The organism is Pantoea sp. M_9, from assembly GCF_008631385.1.
In the GTDB taxonomy this organism is placed as follows: Bacteria; Pseudomonadota; Gammaproteobacteria; order Enterobacterales; family Enterobacteriaceae; genus Pantoea; species Pantoea eucrina.
Genome location: NZ_VWUF01000001.1, coordinates 503,105 through 520,873, shown reverse-complemented (window position 1 = coordinate 520,873; position 17,769 = coordinate 503,105). Strand labels below are relative to the sequence as shown.

Sequence of the window (17,769 nt, the reverse complement as noted above, 5' to 3'; positions counted from 1 at the left end):
CATTTCCAGGTGGCGATCCCGCGGACCGCTGACAATAAAAAAGGCAGGAGAACATCAACTATGCGTTTTAATCCGATTGTAACCGGACTGCTGGCCGCCACGCTGCTGAGCGCGCCGCTGGTACAGGCAAAAGAGCTGAAATCGATAGGGGTAACCGTAGGCGATCTCGCCAACCCGTTCTTTGTGCAGATCACTAAAGGTGCCGAACTGAAAGCCCGCGAGCTGGCAGGTGACAAGGTTAACGTGACGCTGGTCTCCAGCGGCTACGATCTCGGTCAGCAGGTGGGGCAAATTGACAACTTTATCGCCGCCAAAGTCGATATGATCATCCTCAACGCCGCTGACTCCAAAGGCATTGCGCCAGCGGTGAAGCGGGCGCGCGACGCCGGCATTGTCGTGGTGGCGGTGGACGTGGCCGCAGATGGCGCTAACGCCACCATTACCTCAGATAACACCCAGGCCGGCGCGATGGCGTGTAAATATATCTCTGACCGGCTGAAGGCGAAGGGCAATGTGGTGATCATCAACGGACCGCCGGTTTCAGCGGTGCAGAACCGCGTCGAAGGCTGCATGAGCGAGCTGAAGACGCACCCCGATATTAAGCTGCTCTCTTACAACCAGAACGCCAAAGGCAGCCGTGAAGGCGGGCTGGAGGTGATGACCGGTCTGCTCTCCGCTAATCCGAAAATTGACGCCGTGTTCGCCATCAACGATCCGACCGCCATCGGCGCCGACCTGGCGGCAAAACAGGCGCAGCGCAGCGAATTCTTTATTGTCGGGGTCGATGGTTCGCCAGACGGGGAAGAGGCGCTGAAGCGTAAAGGCTCGCTATTTGTGGCGACCCCGGCGCAGGACCCGCAGGTGATGGCGGAGAAAGCGGTGGAAATTGGTTACAACATACTGCAAGGTAAAGCTGCACCCGACAAACCGGTGCTGATTCCGGTAACGATGATCGATCGCGACAACGTGAGCAGCTACAAAGGCTGGACAGTAAAATAACGCGGCAGATTTTCCGGCTGCAACCTCTCTCCTGCCTGCGGAAGAGAGCCGCGGCGGCAGGCAGGTTGCCTGACCGCCGCACCAACCATTTACTCCTCACGTGACGGGAGCACTTCATGGCACTGATATCTCTGGCGCAGGGGCTGGCCCATGCGCAGCAGCACGGCTACGCCCTGGGCGCATTTAATGTCCTCGATACCCACTTTTTGCGCGCGCTGTTTCAGGCAGCAGAGCAGCAGCGTTCACCCTTTATCATCAACCTCGCAGAGGTACATTTTAAGTATGTCAGCCTCGATCACCTGGTCGCGGCGATTCGCTGCGAGGCGGCGCGGCACGCGATTCCGGTGGTGCTCAATCTCGATCACGGTCTGCATTTTGAGGCGGTGGTGCAGGCGGTGCGCCTGGGCTTTACCTCGGTGATGTTTGACGGGTCCGGGCTGAGCTATGACGAGAATGTGCGTCAGACGCAGGAGGTCGTAAAACTCTGTCATGCGGTGGGCGTCTCGGTCGAAGCGGAGCTGGGCGCAGTGGGGGGCGACGAGGGTGGGGCGCTGACCGGTGAGGCGGACAGCGCAAAATTTACCGATCCGGCGCTGGCGGCTGATTTTGTGCAGAGCACCGGCATCGACTGCCTGGCGGTGGCGATCGGTAACGCGCACGGCAAATATAAAGGCGAACCGCGCCTCGACTTTGACCGGCTGGCGGCGATCCGCAGCGCGGCAGGTATTCCGCTGGTGCTGCACGGCGGCTCGGGGATTAGCGACGCCGATTTTCGCCGCGCCATTACGCTCGGCATTCATAAAATCAACTTCTACACCGGCATGTCCCAGGCGGCGCTGGACGCAATAGAAACGCAGATTGGCCAGCGCGACGCCCGCTATGACAGCTTTGCTGAGCTGCTTATGGCGGTGGAGCGCAGTATCAGCAGCGTGGTCGCGCAGCAGATGCAGATTTTCGGCAGCAGCGGACGCGCCTGAGATGACGGCGCGCAGCGGCATTCTGGCCGCCGGCACCCTGCTGGTCGATCATGTACAGCGCATAACGCACTGGCCGGAGCAGGGCTGGCTGACCGAAATTGTGGCGCGTGAGCGCTGCAGCGGCGGCGCGGTGCCGAATGTGATCCTGACGCTGGCGCGCATGCAGTCAGGTTTACCGCTGGCGGCTGCGGGTATCACCGGCGAGGACGCGGACGGTGACTATCTGCTGCAGCGGCTGTGTGAGGAGGGCGTGGATTGCCGCGGCGTAACGCGCACCTGCGCGGCGGCTACCGCTATGACGCAGGTGATGACCGCGCCGGATGGTCAGCGCACTTTTTTTCACGCGCGCGGCGCCAGCGCGCTGCTTGATGTGGCGCATTTCCGCGACCTCACTACTCCGCACCGCATCTTTCACCTCGGCTATCTGCTGCTGCTCGACCAGCTTGACCGGCCCGACGCGCAGTTCGGCACGCGCAGCGCGCGGCTGCTGGCGCAGATGCAGCAGCGCGGCTATCTGACCTCGCTCGATCTGGTCTCCCGCGCCGGCGATCACCGCAGCCTGGTGCTGCCGGCGCTGCGCTGGCTCGACTATTTAATCATTAATGAGCTGGAGGCGGCGGCGCTGACCGGCATCCCCCTGCGGCACAGCGGCACTCTTGCTCCGCCCGAGACGTTTGCCGCCGCGGGTGCATGGCTGCTGCAGCAGGGGGTGCGTCAGCGCGTGGTGATCCACGCGCCGGAAGGAGCGTGGGGGGCAGAAAGGGGCGGAGAGGCGTGCTGGCAGCCGGCGTGGCAGCTTGATGCCAGCGACATTGTCGGCAGCGTGGGAGCGGGTGACGCTTTTTGCGCCGGTGTGCTGTACGCCAGCCACGAGGGGTTTACGCTGTCCGCCACGCTGCAGCTGGCGCACACCTGCGCCTGCTTTAACCTGCGCGCGGCGAACGCGCTGGATGGCATCCGGCCGCTGCCGGAGATGCAGCGCTGGATGGATCAGGCGATCTGCGATACGCGCGTCGCCGGGCGCACCACGTCGGCTGAAAATACATAGCCGAGGCCGCGAATGGTGCGGATAAGGTTTGGCTGATGCGGGTTAGCTTCGATTTTGCGCCGCAGCCGCATGATCAGCACGTCGATAGTGCGGTCAAAGACATCCAGCGTTTCGCTGTGCGTCAGCTCCAGCAGCTGGTCGCGGGTTAACACCTTGCGAGCGTGAGCGACCAGCGCGCGCAGCAGCGTATACTCCCCCTGCGTCAGCGGCACGCTTTCACGCTGCGGATTCAGCAGCTGGCAGCGCACCTCATCCAGCTGCCAGCCGTTAAACTGCCAGCCCGCAGGGATAACAGCACCTGGTTCATCCTGCCTGCCGCTGCGGCGCAGTGCGGCGCGCGCCCGCGCCACGACTACGCGCGGATTGAAAGGTTTAGCGATATAGTCATCGGCACCCATTTCCAGGCCCACCACCATCTCCGCTTCCGATCCCATTCCGGTCAGCATGATCACCAGCACATCCGGCCGCTCGCGCTGGATCTGCTGCAGAACCAGCAGCCCGTTTGTATCCGGCAGCATCATATCGAGCATCACCAGTGAAATATCCGCATGCTGCGTCAGCAGCGCCTGAACATCGCGCCCGAGGTGGCAGCGATACACGGCGGAAACGTGCTCACTCAAGACATCGTGCAGCAGTTCACAGATGGCACGATCATCGTCAACGATCAGTATCGCGGGCTTCATGGTGCGGCCTCGTTATCATGCAGAGAGTAAAGGCACTATAACCTGCTGTTATTAGCCTGCTGAATCGTGCAGCAGAAACGTGAGCGATATCGCCAGGCAGAATGCGAAAGCGTGCGGCACCGCAAAATTATTGTGCTTTAGCGGATAGCGAGGAAAACGATTGCGCAGCAGCGGGGCAATGCACCATAATCGCGCCTCTTTCTGGTTCAGACTTTTCTTAACCGGATGCGCAACGGAAAACGTAAACGATTGCGCAGGAGATGGCACAGCAATTGCTATCAGGACAGGGGAAAGCGGAGGGGGCACCTCACGTCCGGCAGGCTCGCTTTCAGCAACAACCATCAGCTGTTAACCACTTTGGCCAGTGAGAACGCGCAGCCGCTGCGTCTCCGCTCATGAGAGAAAATGATGTTAGAGAAACTGTTTAAGCTTAAAGCGCATAACACCACCGTGCGCACGGAGATCGTGGCGGGGATCACCACTTTCCTCGCCATGGCCTATATCCTGTTTGTTAACCCCTCTATTCTGGGTGCGACCGGCATGGATAAAGGGGCGGTGTTTGTGGCGACCTGCCTGGCGGCGGCGATCGGCTCGATTCTGATGGGACTGATTGCTAACTATCCGATTGCGCTGGCACCCGGCATGGGGCTCAACGCGTTCTTTACCTACACCGTGGTGCTGCATATGGGCTACACCTGGCAGATTGCGCTGGGTGCGGTGTTTCTGTCGGCGGTGATCTTCTTTGCGCTCTCGATTTTTAAAATCCGCGAGTGGATTATTGCCAGCATCCCGCTGCCGCTGCGCGCCGGCATCGCTGCCGGTATCGGCCTGTTCCTGGCGCTGATTGCGCTGGAAGGGGCCGGCATTGTGGTGGATAACCCGGCGACGCTGGTCGGGCTGGGCGATCTGACCAAACCAGGGCCGCTGCTGGCGCTGCTCGGCTTTTTTATCATCGTGGTACTGGAAGCGCGCCGCGTGACCGGCGCAGTGCTGATTGGCATCCTGGTGGTGACCTTTATCTCTATGGGTATCGGCCTGACGCCGTTTGGCGGCGTCTTCTCCGCGCCGCCTTCAATCGCACCGACCTTTATGCAGCTCGATATTGCCGGTGCCTTTAATGTGGGGCTGGTAAGCGTTATTTTTGCCTTTCTGTTTGTTGATGTGTTTGATAATACCGGCACCCTGCTGGGCGTAACCAAACGCGCAGGTCTGGCGGATGAGCAGGGCAACGTGCCAAAAATGGGGCGCGCACTGATTGCTGACAGCGCGGCGGCGCTGTTTGGCTCACTGCTCGGTACCTCAACCACCACCAGCTACGTGGAATCTGCGGCTGGCGTCAGCGCCGGCGGACGCACCGGCCTGACGGCCATTGTGGTGGCCGCGCTGTTTCTGCTGAGCCTGTTCTTCTCGCCGCTGGCGGGTAGCGTACCGGTCTGGGCTACCGCCCCGGCGCTGCTGTTCGTCGCCGTGCTGATGGCATCGGGCCTGGCGGAAATTGACTGGAAAGATGTGACGACGGCGGCACCGGTAACGGTAACGGCGCTGACCATGCCGCTGACTTACTCAATTGCGAACGGCATCGCCTTCGGTTTCATTACCTGGACCGTTGTTAAGCTGCTGAGCGGCCGCGCCCGGGAAGTGAATAGCGCACTGGTGATCCTCTCGCTGCTGTTTGTCATCAAGCTGGGCTGGCTCAGCGCCTGATGAAAAAAAGGGAAGCCCGTCCGGGCTTCCCTGCTGATAATGGCTGGCCGGCGCGTTAGCGGAACGGCGGCTCATTAAAGGTGCGCAGCTTGCGGGAGTGCAGCTTATCGCCCTCGGCGCGCAGCAGCTCTACCGCACAGATGCCAATCTGCAGATGCTCAGAGATGGCCCCTTCATAAAAGCGATTCGCCTGACCCGGCAGCTTGATCTCACCGTGCAGCGGTTTATCTGATACGCACAGCAGCGTACCGTAAGGCACGCGGAAGCGGTAGCCCTGCGCCGCGATGGTCGCGCTCTCCATATCTACCGCCACGGCGCGGCTCAGGTTGAAACGCAGCGCGGAAGCGGCGTAGCGCAGCTCCCAGTTGCGATCGTCCGTGGTCACCACCGTACCGGTGCGCAGCCGCTGTTTAACCTCTTCACCCGGCATGCCGCTCACTGACTTGGTTGCGTCATAGAGCGCACGCTGCACTTCGGCGATGCTGGGCACCGGAATATCCGGCGGCAGTACGCTGTCGAGCACATGGTCATCACGCAGGTAGGCGTGCGCCAGCACATAGTCGCCGATGTTCTGACTTTCGCGCAGGCCGCCGCAGTGGCCAATCATCAGCCAGGCGTGCGGACGCGTCACCGCCAGGTGGTCGCAGATCGTTTTGGCATTGGAAGGGCCTACACCAATATTGACCAGCGTAATCCCGCGCCGGTTAGGCGAGGTAAGATGCCAGGCGGGCATCTGATGCTTTTTCCACGCCAGATCGGACATCATCGCCGCCGGATCGGCCGTTTCCGCCGTGATCACGACATCGCCGGCGCAGGCGAGGCTGTCATACGGCGTGGCGGGATCCTGCACCTGTTCTATCGCCCAGCGCACAAACTCATCGACGTACCGGGTGTAGTTGGTAAACAGCACGAAAGGCTGGAAATGCTCTACTGCCGTGCCGGTGTAGTGGCGCAGACGCGCCAGCGAGAAGTCGGTGCGCAGCGCGTCAAAGTGGGAGAGCGGGAAGCGGGCATCGGCGTTGAACAGGCCATCGGCGGTTTCATCGCCAATCTGCGACAGCTCGGTGGTGGGAAAGTGGCGGGCAATACTGGCGCTCATTGAGCGGTCCAGCGACAGATCCGAGCCGTCAATCACGTAAGGGTAGGGGATCTCCTGCTGCGACGGCCCCACTTCAATCAGCACCTCATACTCTTTCTCAATCATCTGCAGCTGCTCGCTGAGATAGTGGCGCAGCAGCGCAGGACGGGTGATGGTGGTGCTGTAGCGGCCGGTATGGGTAAAGCGGCCCCAGGCGCGGGTGCGGTTCTGCTGCGGACCCTCTCCCTGCCAGGTCAGACGCAGCTCCGGGTAGACAAACAGCCCCTGCTGCCGCTGCTCTGCGTCAGGTAGCGTGCCGCGTTCAGTGAAGTCGCGAATGGCGTTGCGCAGCGCGTCCACTGCTGCGTCATAGCTGCGCTCCAGCTCATCCAGTGCCTGATGGGCAGTCAATCCGTTCCGTTGTGTTTGCATAGATTCTCCTTCAGGAAAATGGATCAGGTTGAGCAGAGCATAGCGGATAAAGCGGCTGACATAATTAAGAATCTGTGACGCTCTGCCAGCGGAATGATTGCAGGCGGAAATTAACGCGGCTGCGCAAAGCGGGCAGAAATAAAAAGTTTGTAATAATGATTAAATGGCCGCTGCAAAGACTTTGCATAATCGCCGGGCGCCTATCATCATTACCTCTCCTCTCTCATCCAAAGTGATTTGGTACTCTCTTGCAAAATCCCGGTGTGGCAGTAATGCGGGCGGTGCGTAATACGGCGTGGTATCCGCGGCGCCGGATGTACCGCACGCTGTTGTGGCGTGAGATCGCGCCGCTGGCGATCCCTATCTTTATTGAAAACCTCTGCGTGATGCTGATGGGCGTGCTGAGCACGTTTCTGGTCAGCTGGCTGGGCAAAGAGGCGATGGCGGGTGTCGGGCTGGCAGACAGCTTCAACATGGTGATTATCTCCTTTTTTGCCGCTATCGATCTCGGCACCACCGTGGTGGTGGCGTTTAGCCTGGCGCGCCGTAACGGTAAACGCGCCCGCGCCGCCACCCGGCAGTCGCTGGGGCTGATGACCGTGCTGGCGCTGGTGCTGGCGCTGGCGATTGAGTTCTGGGGACACCTGATTATCGACGTCATCGCCGGCAGCGCCGATCCGCAGGTCAAACAGCTGGCGCTGAGCTATCTGCAGACCTCCGCCTGGAGCTACCCGGCGGCGGCGATTGCGCTGATCGGCAGCGGCGCCCTGCGCGGGGCGGGCAACACCAAAATCCCGATGCTGATCAACGGTGGCATGAATATCCTGAACATCATTATCAGCAGCGTGCTGATTTATGGCGCGCTGGGCTGGGAAGGGATGGGCTTCGTCGGGGCAGGCCTCGGGCTGACGATTTCGCGCTATATCGGGGCGCTGGCGGTGCTCTATACGCTCTGGCGCGGTATCAGCCCGGCGCTGAAGCTTACGCTCAGCAGCTACTTCCGCCGCTGGGATCGCGCCATTCTGATGGAGGTGCTGGGCATCGGGGTGCCGGCGAGTATTGAGTCCGTGCTGTTTAACGGCGGCAAGCTGCTGACGCAGATCTTTGTCGCCGGTATGGGCACCAATGAAATCGCCGGCAACTTTATCGCCTTTTCTATCGCCACGCTGATTAACCTGCCGGGCAACGCGCTGGGTTCGGCCTCTACCATTATTACCGGCAAGCGTCTGGGCCGGAATCAGGTGTTTCAGGCGGAGCGGCAGATCAGGCATGTATTCTGGCTGGCGATGGTCGGGCTCTGTACGCTGGCGCTGATCACCGTGCCGCTGGCGGGTACGCTGGCGCGCTTCTATACCCGCGATCCGGAAGTGATTGAAGTTACAAAACATCTGATCTGGCTCAACGCCGCGTTTATGCCGATCTGGACCGCTTCCTGGGTGCTGCCTGCCGGACTGAAAGGCGCCCGCGATGCACGCTATACCATGTTTGTATCGATGTTCAGCATGTGGGGCGCCCGCGTGGTGGCAGGCTATCTGCTGGGTATCGAACTGGGCATGGGGGTGATCGGCGTGTGGCTTGGCATGTTCCTGGACTGGACGGTACGCGGTCTCTGCTTCTGGTGGCGGCTCAATAGCGGCAAGTGGCTGCATAACTACCGGCGTATGGTGGCAAAAGCGGCTGGCTCAGCACCATAACTCACGCAAAGGCGTCTGCGGCGGGAAATGGTGGGCACACTGCGCCTGCAGCAGCTCGGCACAGCCCAGCGCGTCCGTCAGCGCATTATGGGCCGGATAGTGCGGCAGATGATAGCGCGCCCGGCTCTCCGGCAGGCAGAGCGAGGGACGTGACCTGCCGCGCCAGAGTCTCTTCAGACGGCTGACCGGGGCGTGCTGACAGAGCAGCCCCTCCAGCGCCAGCGTGTCGATACAGGGAAAAATAATGCCCTCTCCGATGCGCCGCTGCAGCGCCGCGTTCAGGAAATGCTGCTCAATGCCGCGATGGTGCACCACCATGACGCGGCCCGCCATCATCGTCAGCAGCTTCAGCAGCCGCTCGCTCAGATCGGGCGCCTGCGCGACCGTCGCGTGGGTGATGCCGTGGATCACCACCGATTCATGGCGTAAATCGGCCCGCGGGTTGAGGATCCAGTGTGCGCTTTCACTCAGCCGGATACGCGTCAGGCTGAAAGGGATAAGGCCGATACTGACAATATCGTCACGCCGGGTATTCAGACCGGTGGTTTCAAAATCCATTGCCAGCAGCGGCACCTCGCCGATCGGCGTCGCGGCGTCCGGTACGCCAGTCCGATAGTAGTGCTGCAGCGCCGGGTGGCGTGCCGTTGCGGCCTGCTGCGCCAGCAGTGCAGGCCACGCGGGCGCGACTCCCGTGCGCGGCGCTGGCGCAGGGGCGGAACGCAGCAGCTCTTTACTGATATGCAGCATGTTTACCTCACACTTTCCGGCCTGGCTGGTAACGGTATTTGAGAAATTTTTGTGCGTTGCTCAGGATCTGAAACGCATCTTTAAGATTTTTGCGTTCGAACTCAGAGAGATTAAGCGGTTCAATGCGGTTATCCGGCTCCTGACCGCTCTCCACATCCTGCGCCTGATGGCGGATACGCACCATCGAGATAAATTCCAGCGCGTCGCGCAGATCCTGACCGCGCCCGTGCGGCAGCAGGTCGGTTTGCATAATATCCTGCAGCCGATCAAACGAGTTGCGAGCCGCTGAACCGGCCGCCAGCGCATGCACGCGGATCAGATCCGCCAGCGGCGCGGTGCCGCGCCGTTTCATATCGATAGACTGCGTATGCTGACCGGAAGGCTCCATCACAAAATTTTTAAAGAACCCCAGCGGCGGTTTACGCAGCAGCGCGTTGCGCGCCATGCAGGCGAGAAAGCGCGAGTTGTGCCGGACTTTATGCGTAATACGCTTATTCAGCTGCTCGCCCCACGCCAGCTGACCCCATACGGCATCGAGGTCAAAAAAGATCGCGCTGTCGAGCAATGTCTGCGGGGAAGGGGTGTCGATCCACTCATCAAAGTATCCCTCCCAGACGGCCAGCGGCTGCCGCCAGCGCCCGTTGGTGGCCATAATGTTACCGCTGCAGTAGTGATAGCCGCACGCCGCCAGGCCGTCACAGACGCGGCGCGCCAGCGCCATAAAATAGGCTTCATGGCGGGATGCATCATACCGGTTGTCGAGGATCAGCGCGTTATCCTGGTCGGTGACCAGCAGCTGCTCCTGGCGCGCCATCGACCCCAGCGTGATAAAGCAGTAGGGCACCGGCGGCGGCCCCAGCTCCGCTTCAGCCAGCGCCAGCAGCCGCTGCGTAAAACTGCGTCCAATCACCGCCATGGCGCGGCCCGTCATCTGTGAGTTAGCGTCTTCACGCACGATGCGGCTAAAGCAGGCGCGGACCTCATTTTTCAGCGCGCTCAGCTCACTGATGCTGTTGCAGTGAAAAATACGGCTGACGAGAAACAGGCTGTTTTGCGACTCATAGCGGATAATATCTGACTGGGAAATCACCCCTACCGGCAGGTCCTGCTTCAGCACCGGCAGATGATGTATGTTGTGCTGCATCATAATGAGCATCGCTTCAAACACTAGCTGGTGGTGACTGACGTGTGTCAGCTGCCCGGTCATAATGGTCGCGACTGGCGTATCGAAGCTCAGGCCGCGAGCAATTACCCGGTCGCGCAGATCTTTATCCGTGACGATGCCCGTCAGTTTCCGGGAGCGCTCTCCATCCGCCTCCGGGGTGACAATCAGCAGGGATGAGACGCCCTCTTTACTCATTTTCTGTGCGGCTTCACACACCGTGGCACGGCTGTCGATGGTCACCGGTGGCCGGCTGATTAGCGCCTCGATGCGCGACGTCATCAGGCCGCTCGCCTCTTCGGTACGCGCCACGGTCTGCCGCAGTCGGGTGCGATCTTCCACCTCCACCAGGTCGGCAAACTCTTCATATTTGCTGAACAGCTCATTAAAAATCGGGGCGGGAATCAGATAGGTCAGCGTATCTTCCAGAGCGGTAACCGGAAAGCGCACGCTGTTCTCACGCAATAAGCCGAACTCACCAAAATAGCCGCCGGCGCTGAGGCGATTATAGAGGTCGCCGTTGCGGCGATAGATCTCCACTGCGCCGCTGCGGATGAGATACCAGGCGTCAACCTGCTGACCAAAGGTGAGGATCGGCGTGCCGGCTTTGAAATAGCTCACCTCAAGAGTAGCTGCGATCCGTGCCAGCGCCGTCAGCGGCAGGGTATTAAACGGCGGATAGCGCTGAATAAAATCGATGATTTCCTGATGTCCGGCCTGCATGACGATCTCCCTTTATGCAGCGGTAGCGGCGGATAGCCCGGTCGGCTATCCGCCTGCTTACGTGCTATTGATTGCGCACGGCGGGAGCCGGGCGCGTCGGGCGTGGCTCAGAGAGCAATCCCTTTACAACCGCGACCGACGCGACCAGCAGCACCAGCGCAAAGGGCAATCCGGTCGAGACCACCATCGCCTGCAGGGCATCCAGCCCGCCGCCGAGGATCAGCGCAATCGCCACCAGCGCTTCAAACACGCACCAGAAGACGCGCTGCGCGGTAGGGGACTCGATTTTACCGCCGGAGGCGATGATATCGATCACCAGCGTGCCGGAGTCAGCCGAGGTGACAAAGAACACCACCACCAGAATGATAGCAACCACGCAGGTAATTTTTGCCAGCGGCAGCGTGTCGAGCATGGTAAAGAGCTGCAGCGGCAGAATCGCATCGGCAATGCTCTGATACCCTTCGGTAAAATATTGATGGATAGTTGTGCCGCCCAGCACCGTCATCCACAGCACGCATGCCAGCGACGGCACCAGCAGCACTGAGACAATGAATTCCCGTACGGTGCGGCCGCGTGAGATACGCGCGATAAACATGCCGACAAACGGCGACCAGGAGATCCACCACGCCCAGTAGAAGGAGGTCCAGCCGGCGGCGAAGTTGCTGTCGGGGCGGGAGACCGGATTAGAGAGCGCGGGCAGGAACTCAATGTAGGAGACGAGATTGGAGAAAAAGCCGCTGAACAGCAGCATGGTCGGGCCGACCACGATAATAAACAGCAGCAGCAGACCGGCGAGGATCATGTTCGCTTCTGATAAGCGCCGTACTCCGGCATCCAGTCCGGCAACCACGGAAAAGGTGGCGATAGCGGTAATCGCGATCACCAGTACAATCTGCGTGGTTTGCCCCAGCGGTACATCAAACAGGAAATTGAGTCCGGATGCGGCCTGCGAGGCACCCAGCCCGAGCGAGGTGGCGAGGCCAAACAGCGTGGCCAGCACGGCAAGAATATCGATCAGATGACCGGGCCAGCCCCATACGGCGTCTCCCAGCAGCGGATAAAAGAGCGAGCGGATGGTTAGCGGCAGGCCTTTGTTAAAGGTGAAGAGCGCCAGTCCGAGGGCGAGAACGGCGTAGATTGCCCACGGATGGAGCGCCCAGTGGAATATGGTCGCTGCCATAGCCAGTCGCGTCGCATCCTCTGCCGAACCGCCAGCCCCGCCCAGCGGCGCCCAGTCGGTACGTGCGCCATTTTCAGCCACCGTGCCGCCCATCGCGCTGGAGAAGTGTGACAGCGGCTCCGAGACGCCGTAAAACATCAGGCCGATGCCCATACCGGCGGCAAACAGCATCGAAAACCAGGTGACATAGTTGTAATCGGGTCGGGCGAGGGTGCCGCCGAGACGCACCTTGCCCAGCGGGGAGAAAACCAGACCCAGGCAGATGATCACGAAGATATTACCGGCAGAAAGAAAGAACCAGTCGAGTCGGGTGGTAAGCCAACTCAACATGCCTTTAAACAGCGGGGCAACATCACTCTGAAACACCAGCGTTAATATAACGAATACGATTACGGCGATGCCGGATATAGCGAATACCCGGTTATGAATATCGAGGCCAAATGGCCCGACGTTCACGATAATATTATCCTGGCCTACCTGATAGTCAGTATCATAGGGCGATACTTCGCCATCAGGCGTCATCGGATCTCTGGAATCCGCCATAGTGATTTCCTCGCGACTTACGTGTTGTTGTTAAAAACCGGCGCTGCTGTCAGGCCAGGTTCTGTTTTATTTAACGCTTAATGTCGTGATCAATCCCTGATTACCCTGTTTTCCGCAAAAAGATAAAAGCGTGCAGCCTGCTGGTGCATTCGCTGCACATTTATATTCAATACTGCACCGGCTAACTAAATACCACCGTGCGCTTGCCGCTTAAAAATACGCGTTTCTCGACGTGATAACGTACCGCATTAAATAGCGTGACGCGTTCAATATCCTGTCCGCGGCTGATAAGATCGTCGGGATAGAGCGCGTGATCCACACTCTGAATACCCTGCGTAATAATCGGTCCCTCATCCAGATCATTATTAACGTAGTGCGCCGTGGCACCGACCATTTTGACTCCTTTCTCCCACGCCTGATGATAAGGACGTGCGCCTTTAAATCCCGGTAGCAAAGAGTGATGAATATTAATGGCTTTACCGTCGAGCTTTTCACACATCCGCGGTGAAAGAACTTGCATGTAACGTGCCAGAACCACCAGGTCGATATTATATTGTTCCAGCAGAGCCAGAATCTGCGTTTCCTGTTCTGCGCGATTCGCATTATTTACCGGCAGGTGGTACCAGGGGATGCCGTGCCATTCCGCGAGTGAGCAGAGATCGGGGTGGTTTGAAATAATCAGCGGCACATCGATAGTTAATTGCCCGGTGCGATGCCGGAATAACAGATCGTTCAGGCAGTGATCAAATTTAGAGACCAGAATAGCTACGCGTTCGCGATGCTGCGGCGGGGTAAGCTGCCACTGCATCTCAAACGGGGTGACGCGCGGCGTAAAATTATCGCGAAATATATCGGTACTGAAGTGCGCGGCTGGCGAGAAAGCGACGCGAATAAAAAAGTGGTGGCTGACGCGGTCGTCGAACGAATGAATCTCATTAATATAGTGACCCGATTCCGCCATAAACCGGGTCACGACATCCACCGTGCCTAATTTACTCGGGCAGCTGGCGGTAAAAATCCATGAATCGGGCAGCACGCTCATGGGCGACTCCTGATAATAAGGGAAAGGCGTGCCGGCGGAGAGAGCCGCGCCGGCACGGCCGGATATTACGCGCTGATCTTCAGCCCATATTCGCGGCTGGCATCCCGCAGCCAGAGCCAGATGTACTCTGCAAAGCTGCGGCGGACCACCAGCTCCCAGCTCTCCGGACCGGTGCGGCGGATCAGCGCGCTGCTCTTCGTAAACACCGATCCGGCAACTTTGCCGACGGGAAACTGTGACGGATGCAGGTCAAGCACCGTACTCTTTTTCAGCACATCGACCGCGTGTTTACCGGAGAGCGCCAGAATGGTCTGTCCGCCGCTGACGTTCACCACCGAAAAGTGGCCGGTAATTTCAGCGCGTAGCGCTTTCTCCACCGGGAACAGCTGATCCATTGGCAGTATCACCAGCCACTCATCGGGGCTCAGCCAGCGCACGGAGATATCGCCATCTTCGGCAGAGGTCAGCGGCGCGGTGGGCAGCGGCACGCCTAATACCGTCAGGCAGCCCTGCATAAAGCTCGCGCTGTTTTGCGAACCGCGCAGCACCAGATGCCCGCGCAGCGCCAGCTCGCGCAGTTCAACGCCCGCCTGCTGCGACTGGCTGACAGTGACGTTACCGCGATCGGCATGATGCAGCGGCGATTCAGCACGTACCTGCGGCGCAATCTGGTTCATTACCGCGACCTGTCTGACGGCCTCTGCGGGTTTGGTTTCAGGTAAGAGGGTTTCAGACATGTTGACGTTCTCCTTTCGGATCGATAAAGACCGGGCTGCAGATTTCCGCTTCCACCACGCGGCCATCTGCCAGCGGATAGAACACGGTTTCGCCCATACGCTGCAGTCCGCCTTTGATGAAGCCCATCGCGATACTGCGGTTCAGGTTGGCGCTCCAGTAGCTGGAGCTGACGTGGCCCAGCAGATCCATCGGCACCGGCTGCTGCGGATTGGCGACCGCCTGCGCGCCTTCCGGCAGAACCACCAGTGGATCGCGCGTTTTCAGGCCGACCAGCTGTTTACGCTGCTCGCGCACGCAGTCTGCCCGCGCCATACCGCGCTTGCCGATATAGCTGAACGGCTTTGAATCGGCGACGCACCAGCCCATATTGAGATCGTGTGGCGTCACCGAGCCATCCGTATCCTGACCGGCAATAATAAAACCTTTCTCCGCCCGCAGAATGTGCATGGTCTCCGTGCCGTACGGCGTCAGATCATATTTCGCGCCGTGCTCAAACAGCTTCTCCCAGACCGCAAGCCCGTAGTTTGCCTGCACGTTGATCTCAAACGAGAGCTCACCGGTAAACGAGATGCGGAAAATACGCGCCGGTACGCCAGCGACCGTGCCTTCCTGCCAGTCCATGAACTTAAAGGTCTCTTTATCCAGCGACACATCGCTGCAGAGTTCCGCCAGCAGGTTGCGACTCTCCGGACCGGAAACGGTCATGGTCGCCCAGTGATCGGTCACGCTGGTGAAGAACACCTCCAGCTCCGGCCACTCAGTCTGATGATAAAGTTCCAGCCACTCCATAACGTGCGCCGCACCGCCGGTGGTGGTGGTCATCAGAAAGTGGTTCTCCGCGAGACAGGAGGTTACGCCGTCATCAAACACCATGCCGCTTTCACCGCACATCAGGCCGTAGCGGCACTTGCCGACGCCGAGTTTAGCCCAGGCGTTGGTATAGACGCGGCTGATGAATTCACGCGCATCTTTACCCTGAATATCAATTTTGCCGAGAGTAGAGGCATCGAGGATGCCGACGCCGCTGCGCACCGCACGGCATTCGCGATCCAGCGACTGCTGCATGGTTTCACCCGGACGCGGGTAGTACCACGGGCGCTTCCACTGTCCGACATCCTCGAATTTCGCCCCCTGCTGCACGTGCCACTTATGCATTGCGGTAAAGCGTTTGGGATCGAACAGCTCGCCGCAGTTACGCCCCGCGATAGCGCCAAAAGCGATCGGGGTATAGTTCGGACGGAACACCGTGGTCCCGGTCTCGGGAATGGTTTTGCCCGTCACTTTGGCGGCAATCGCCATACCGTTGATGTTGCCGAGCTTTCCCTGATCGGTACCAAACCCCATCGCCGTATAGCGTTTGATATGCTCAATCGCCTCAAATCCTTCGCGCGTTGCCAGCGCAATGCCGGCCGCCGTGACATCGTTCTGAAAATCAACAAACTGCTTTGGCGCGCGGCTGATCGGTTTAGTGTGCGGAATATGAAACAGCGCGGCGGGCGGATGCTCAATCCACTTTTTCACCTCGGGCAGGGCGACCTCAACCGGCGTCAGGCCGAGTTTCAGCACGGCATCCTGACCCGCTTTGATCCCTTCCTGCAGCACATTGTCAAGCGCGTAGCGGCCGTTGATGCCGCCTGCCGTCAGCTGCTGCTGCGCGGTCGGGCCGGGCAGAAAGCCAATCACTTCACTGTTCCAGACCGGACGGCTGCCGGTATGTCCGGCGAGGTGGATCACCGGGCTCCAGCCACCGGAGCTGGCGACGGTATCGCAGGAGAGGGTAAAGGGCTTACCGGTGAGGGCGTCGCCTTTTTTATCGATGGCGGCAATGGTAACGCCGCTGACGCGCTTTTTGCCCTGCACGTCGATCACCGCGCTGCCGCTGATCACCCGAATGCCGCGGCGGCGCACGGCGGCGGCCAGCTCGCCTTTGGTGGCGGCGCGGGTATCCACTACGGCCACCACTTCACGTCCGGCATCGGCCCAGTCCAGCGCGGTCTGATAGGCGCTGTCGTTCGTGGTCATCAGCACCAGCTGATTGCCGGGCACCACGCCGTAGCGGTTGATATAGACGGAGATGGCGGAGGCGATCATGCAGCCGGGCACATCGTTATGGCTGAAGACCAGCGGGCGCTCCTGCGCGCCGGTGGCGAGCACTACCCAGTGCGCCCGCACCCGGTGCATGCGCTGGCGTACCTGTCCGGCTGCCGCGCGGTCGCCGTGGTAATCCGTGCGGTTCTCATTAATGGTGAGGAAATTGTGGTCGTGATAGCCGTTTACCGTCGCGCGCATCAGCAGCGTCACTTCCGGCATGGTGGCCAGCTCGGCCACCACCTCAGCCACCCAGTCAGCGGCAGGCTTGCCCTCAATCAGTTCGCGGCTGGCGAGCAGATGTCCGCCCGGTTCGCTCTGCTCATCTGCGAGGATCACACGTGCGCCGCTGCGGCCGGCGGTCAGCGCCGCCATCAGGCCCGCCGGACCGGCGCCGACGATCATCACATCGCAGTGCTGATTCATGGCGTCGTAGATATCAGGATCTTTCTCGCGCGGCGCGCGGCCCAGACCGGCGGCCTTGCGGATAAATTTCTCGTAGGTCGGCCACATTGACTGCGGATACATAAAGGTTTTGTAGTAAAAGCCGGGCGGCATCACTTTACCGCCGAGATTTCCCACCAGCCCCATCAGGTCGGACTCCACGCTGGGCCAGCCGTTGGTGGCGGAGCAGACCAGGCCCTCATAGAGCGTCTGCTGCGTGGCGCGCACGTTGGGCACCTGCGTCGCCTCTGAGGCCCCAAGCTGCAGCACCGCATTAGGCTCTTCCGCGCCCGCGGCAACGATGCCGCGCGGGCGGCTGTATTTAAAACTGCGTCCGACAATATCGATACCGTTGGCGAGCAGGGCAGAGGCGACGGTATCGCCTTCGTAGCCCTGATACTGACGGCCGTTCCAGGTAAAGTTCAGCGTGGTGGAACGGTTGATTCTGCCGCCGGACGGCAGGCGATTTTTCTGGCTCATGCTCTGC

Annotated in this window: 13 protein-coding genes; 5 read left to right on the top strand and 8 right to left on the bottom strand. The window is 60.1% G+C overall.

Going from position 1 to position 17,769, the window contains the following annotated elements; all coding sequences use genetic code 11:
* The first annotated feature begins 60 nt into the window (after positions 1 to 60).
* The 3 genes from F3I15_RS02400 (at position 61) to F3I15_RS02390 (ending at position 3,024) form a co-directional block, all read left to right on the top strand.
* Entirely contained in the window at positions 61 to 999 is a 939-nt protein-coding gene (locus F3I15_RS02400) for an ABC transporter substrate-binding protein (RefSeq protein ID WP_150016407.1), read from the top strand.
* 116 nt (positions 1,000 to 1,115) lie between these two features.
* The gene (locus F3I15_RS02395; RefSeq protein WP_150016406.1) at positions 1,116 to 1,976 is read left to right on the top strand and encodes a ketose 1,6-bisphosphate aldolase; all 861 of its coding nucleotides are present in this window, start codon (positions 1,116 to 1,118) and stop codon (positions 1,974 to 1,976) included.
* A gap of 1 nt (position 1,977) precedes the next feature.
* The gene (locus F3I15_RS02390; protein WP_150016405.1) at positions 1,978 to 3,024 is read left to right on the top strand and encodes a carbohydrate kinase family protein; all 1,047 of its coding nucleotides are present in this window, start codon (positions 1,978 to 1,980) and stop codon (positions 3,022 to 3,024) included.
* Here the strand turns inward: F3I15_RS02390 and F3I15_RS02385 are convergent.
* The gene (locus tag F3I15_RS02385; RefSeq protein WP_150016404.1) at positions 2,967 to 3,707 is read right to left on the bottom strand and encodes a response regulator; all 741 of its coding nucleotides are present in this window, start codon (positions 3,705 to 3,707) and stop codon (positions 2,967 to 2,969) included. The genes F3I15_RS02390 and F3I15_RS02385 overlap by 58 nt on opposite strands.
* Positions 3,708 to 4,112: 405 nt before the next feature.
* On the opposite strand from F3I15_RS02385, the gene F3I15_RS02380 reads away from it, so the two are divergent.
* Entirely contained in the window at positions 4,113 to 5,411 is a 1,299-nt protein-coding gene (locus tag F3I15_RS02380) for an NCS2 family permease (protein ID WP_217647492.1), read from the top strand.
* Between the two features lie 55 nt (positions 5,412 to 5,466).
* Here the strand turns inward: F3I15_RS02380 and F3I15_RS02375 are convergent, their stop codons facing one another.
* Positions 5,467 to 6,921 (bottom strand): AMP nucleosidase, encoded by a 1,455-nt coding sequence (locus F3I15_RS02375; protein WP_150016403.1) that lies wholly within the window; start codon positions 6,919 to 6,921, stop codon positions 5,467 to 5,469.
* Positions 6,922 to 7,193: 272 nt separating this feature from the next.
* Here F3I15_RS02375 and F3I15_RS02370 point away from each other — a divergent pair, with 272 nt between their 5' ends.
* The gene (locus F3I15_RS02370; protein ID WP_150016402.1) at positions 7,194 to 8,615 is read left to right on the top strand and encodes an EmmdR/YeeO family multidrug/toxin efflux MATE transporter; all 1,422 of its coding nucleotides are present in this window, start codon (positions 7,194 to 7,196) and stop codon (positions 8,613 to 8,615) included.
* Here F3I15_RS02370 and F3I15_RS02365 read toward each other — a convergent pair.
* The 6 genes from F3I15_RS02365 to F3I15_RS02340 form a co-directional block, all read right to left on the bottom strand.
* Positions 8,604 to 9,362, bottom strand: coding sequence for a 3'-5' exonuclease (locus F3I15_RS02365; protein ID WP_150016401.1), 759 nt, complete (start codon positions 9,360 to 9,362; stop codon positions 8,604 to 8,606). The two genes, F3I15_RS02370 and F3I15_RS02365, sit on opposite strands and share 12 nt — an antisense overlap.
* Before the next feature lie 7 nt (positions 9,363 to 9,369).
* Positions 9,370 to 11,247, bottom strand: a complete 1,878-nt coding sequence (locus F3I15_RS02360) for a DUF294 nucleotidyltransferase-like domain-containing protein (RefSeq protein WP_150016400.1) — start codon at positions 11,245 to 11,247, stop codon at positions 9,370 to 9,372.
* A 64-nt stretch (positions 11,248 to 11,311) separates the two neighbouring features.
* Complete coding sequence (locus F3I15_RS02355) at positions 11,312 to 12,970, bottom strand: BCCT family transporter (protein ID WP_150016399.1); 1,659 nt, start codon at positions 12,968 to 12,970, stop codon at positions 11,312 to 11,314.
* 181 nt (positions 12,971 to 13,151) lie between these two features.
* Positions 13,152 to 14,012: a formyltetrahydrofolate deformylase gene (purU, locus tag F3I15_RS02350; protein ID WP_150016398.1), complete on the bottom strand. Its 861-nt coding sequence runs from the start codon at positions 14,010 to 14,012 to the stop codon at positions 13,152 to 13,154.
* A 65-nt stretch (positions 14,013 to 14,077) separates the two neighbouring features.
* On the bottom strand, positions 14,078 to 14,749 hold the full coding sequence (locus tag F3I15_RS02345) for a sarcosine oxidase subunit gamma (RefSeq protein WP_150016397.1): 672 nt from the start codon (positions 14,747 to 14,749) through the stop codon (positions 14,078 to 14,080).
* A complete protein-coding gene (locus F3I15_RS02340; protein ID WP_150016396.1) occupies positions 14,742 to 17,762 on the bottom strand; it encodes a sarcosine oxidase subunit alpha in 3,021 nt (1,006 codons plus the stop codon). Before F3I15_RS02340 ends, F3I15_RS02345 begins: the two co-directional genes overlap by 8 nt.
* Between the last annotated feature and the right edge of the window lie 7 nt (positions 17,763 to 17,769).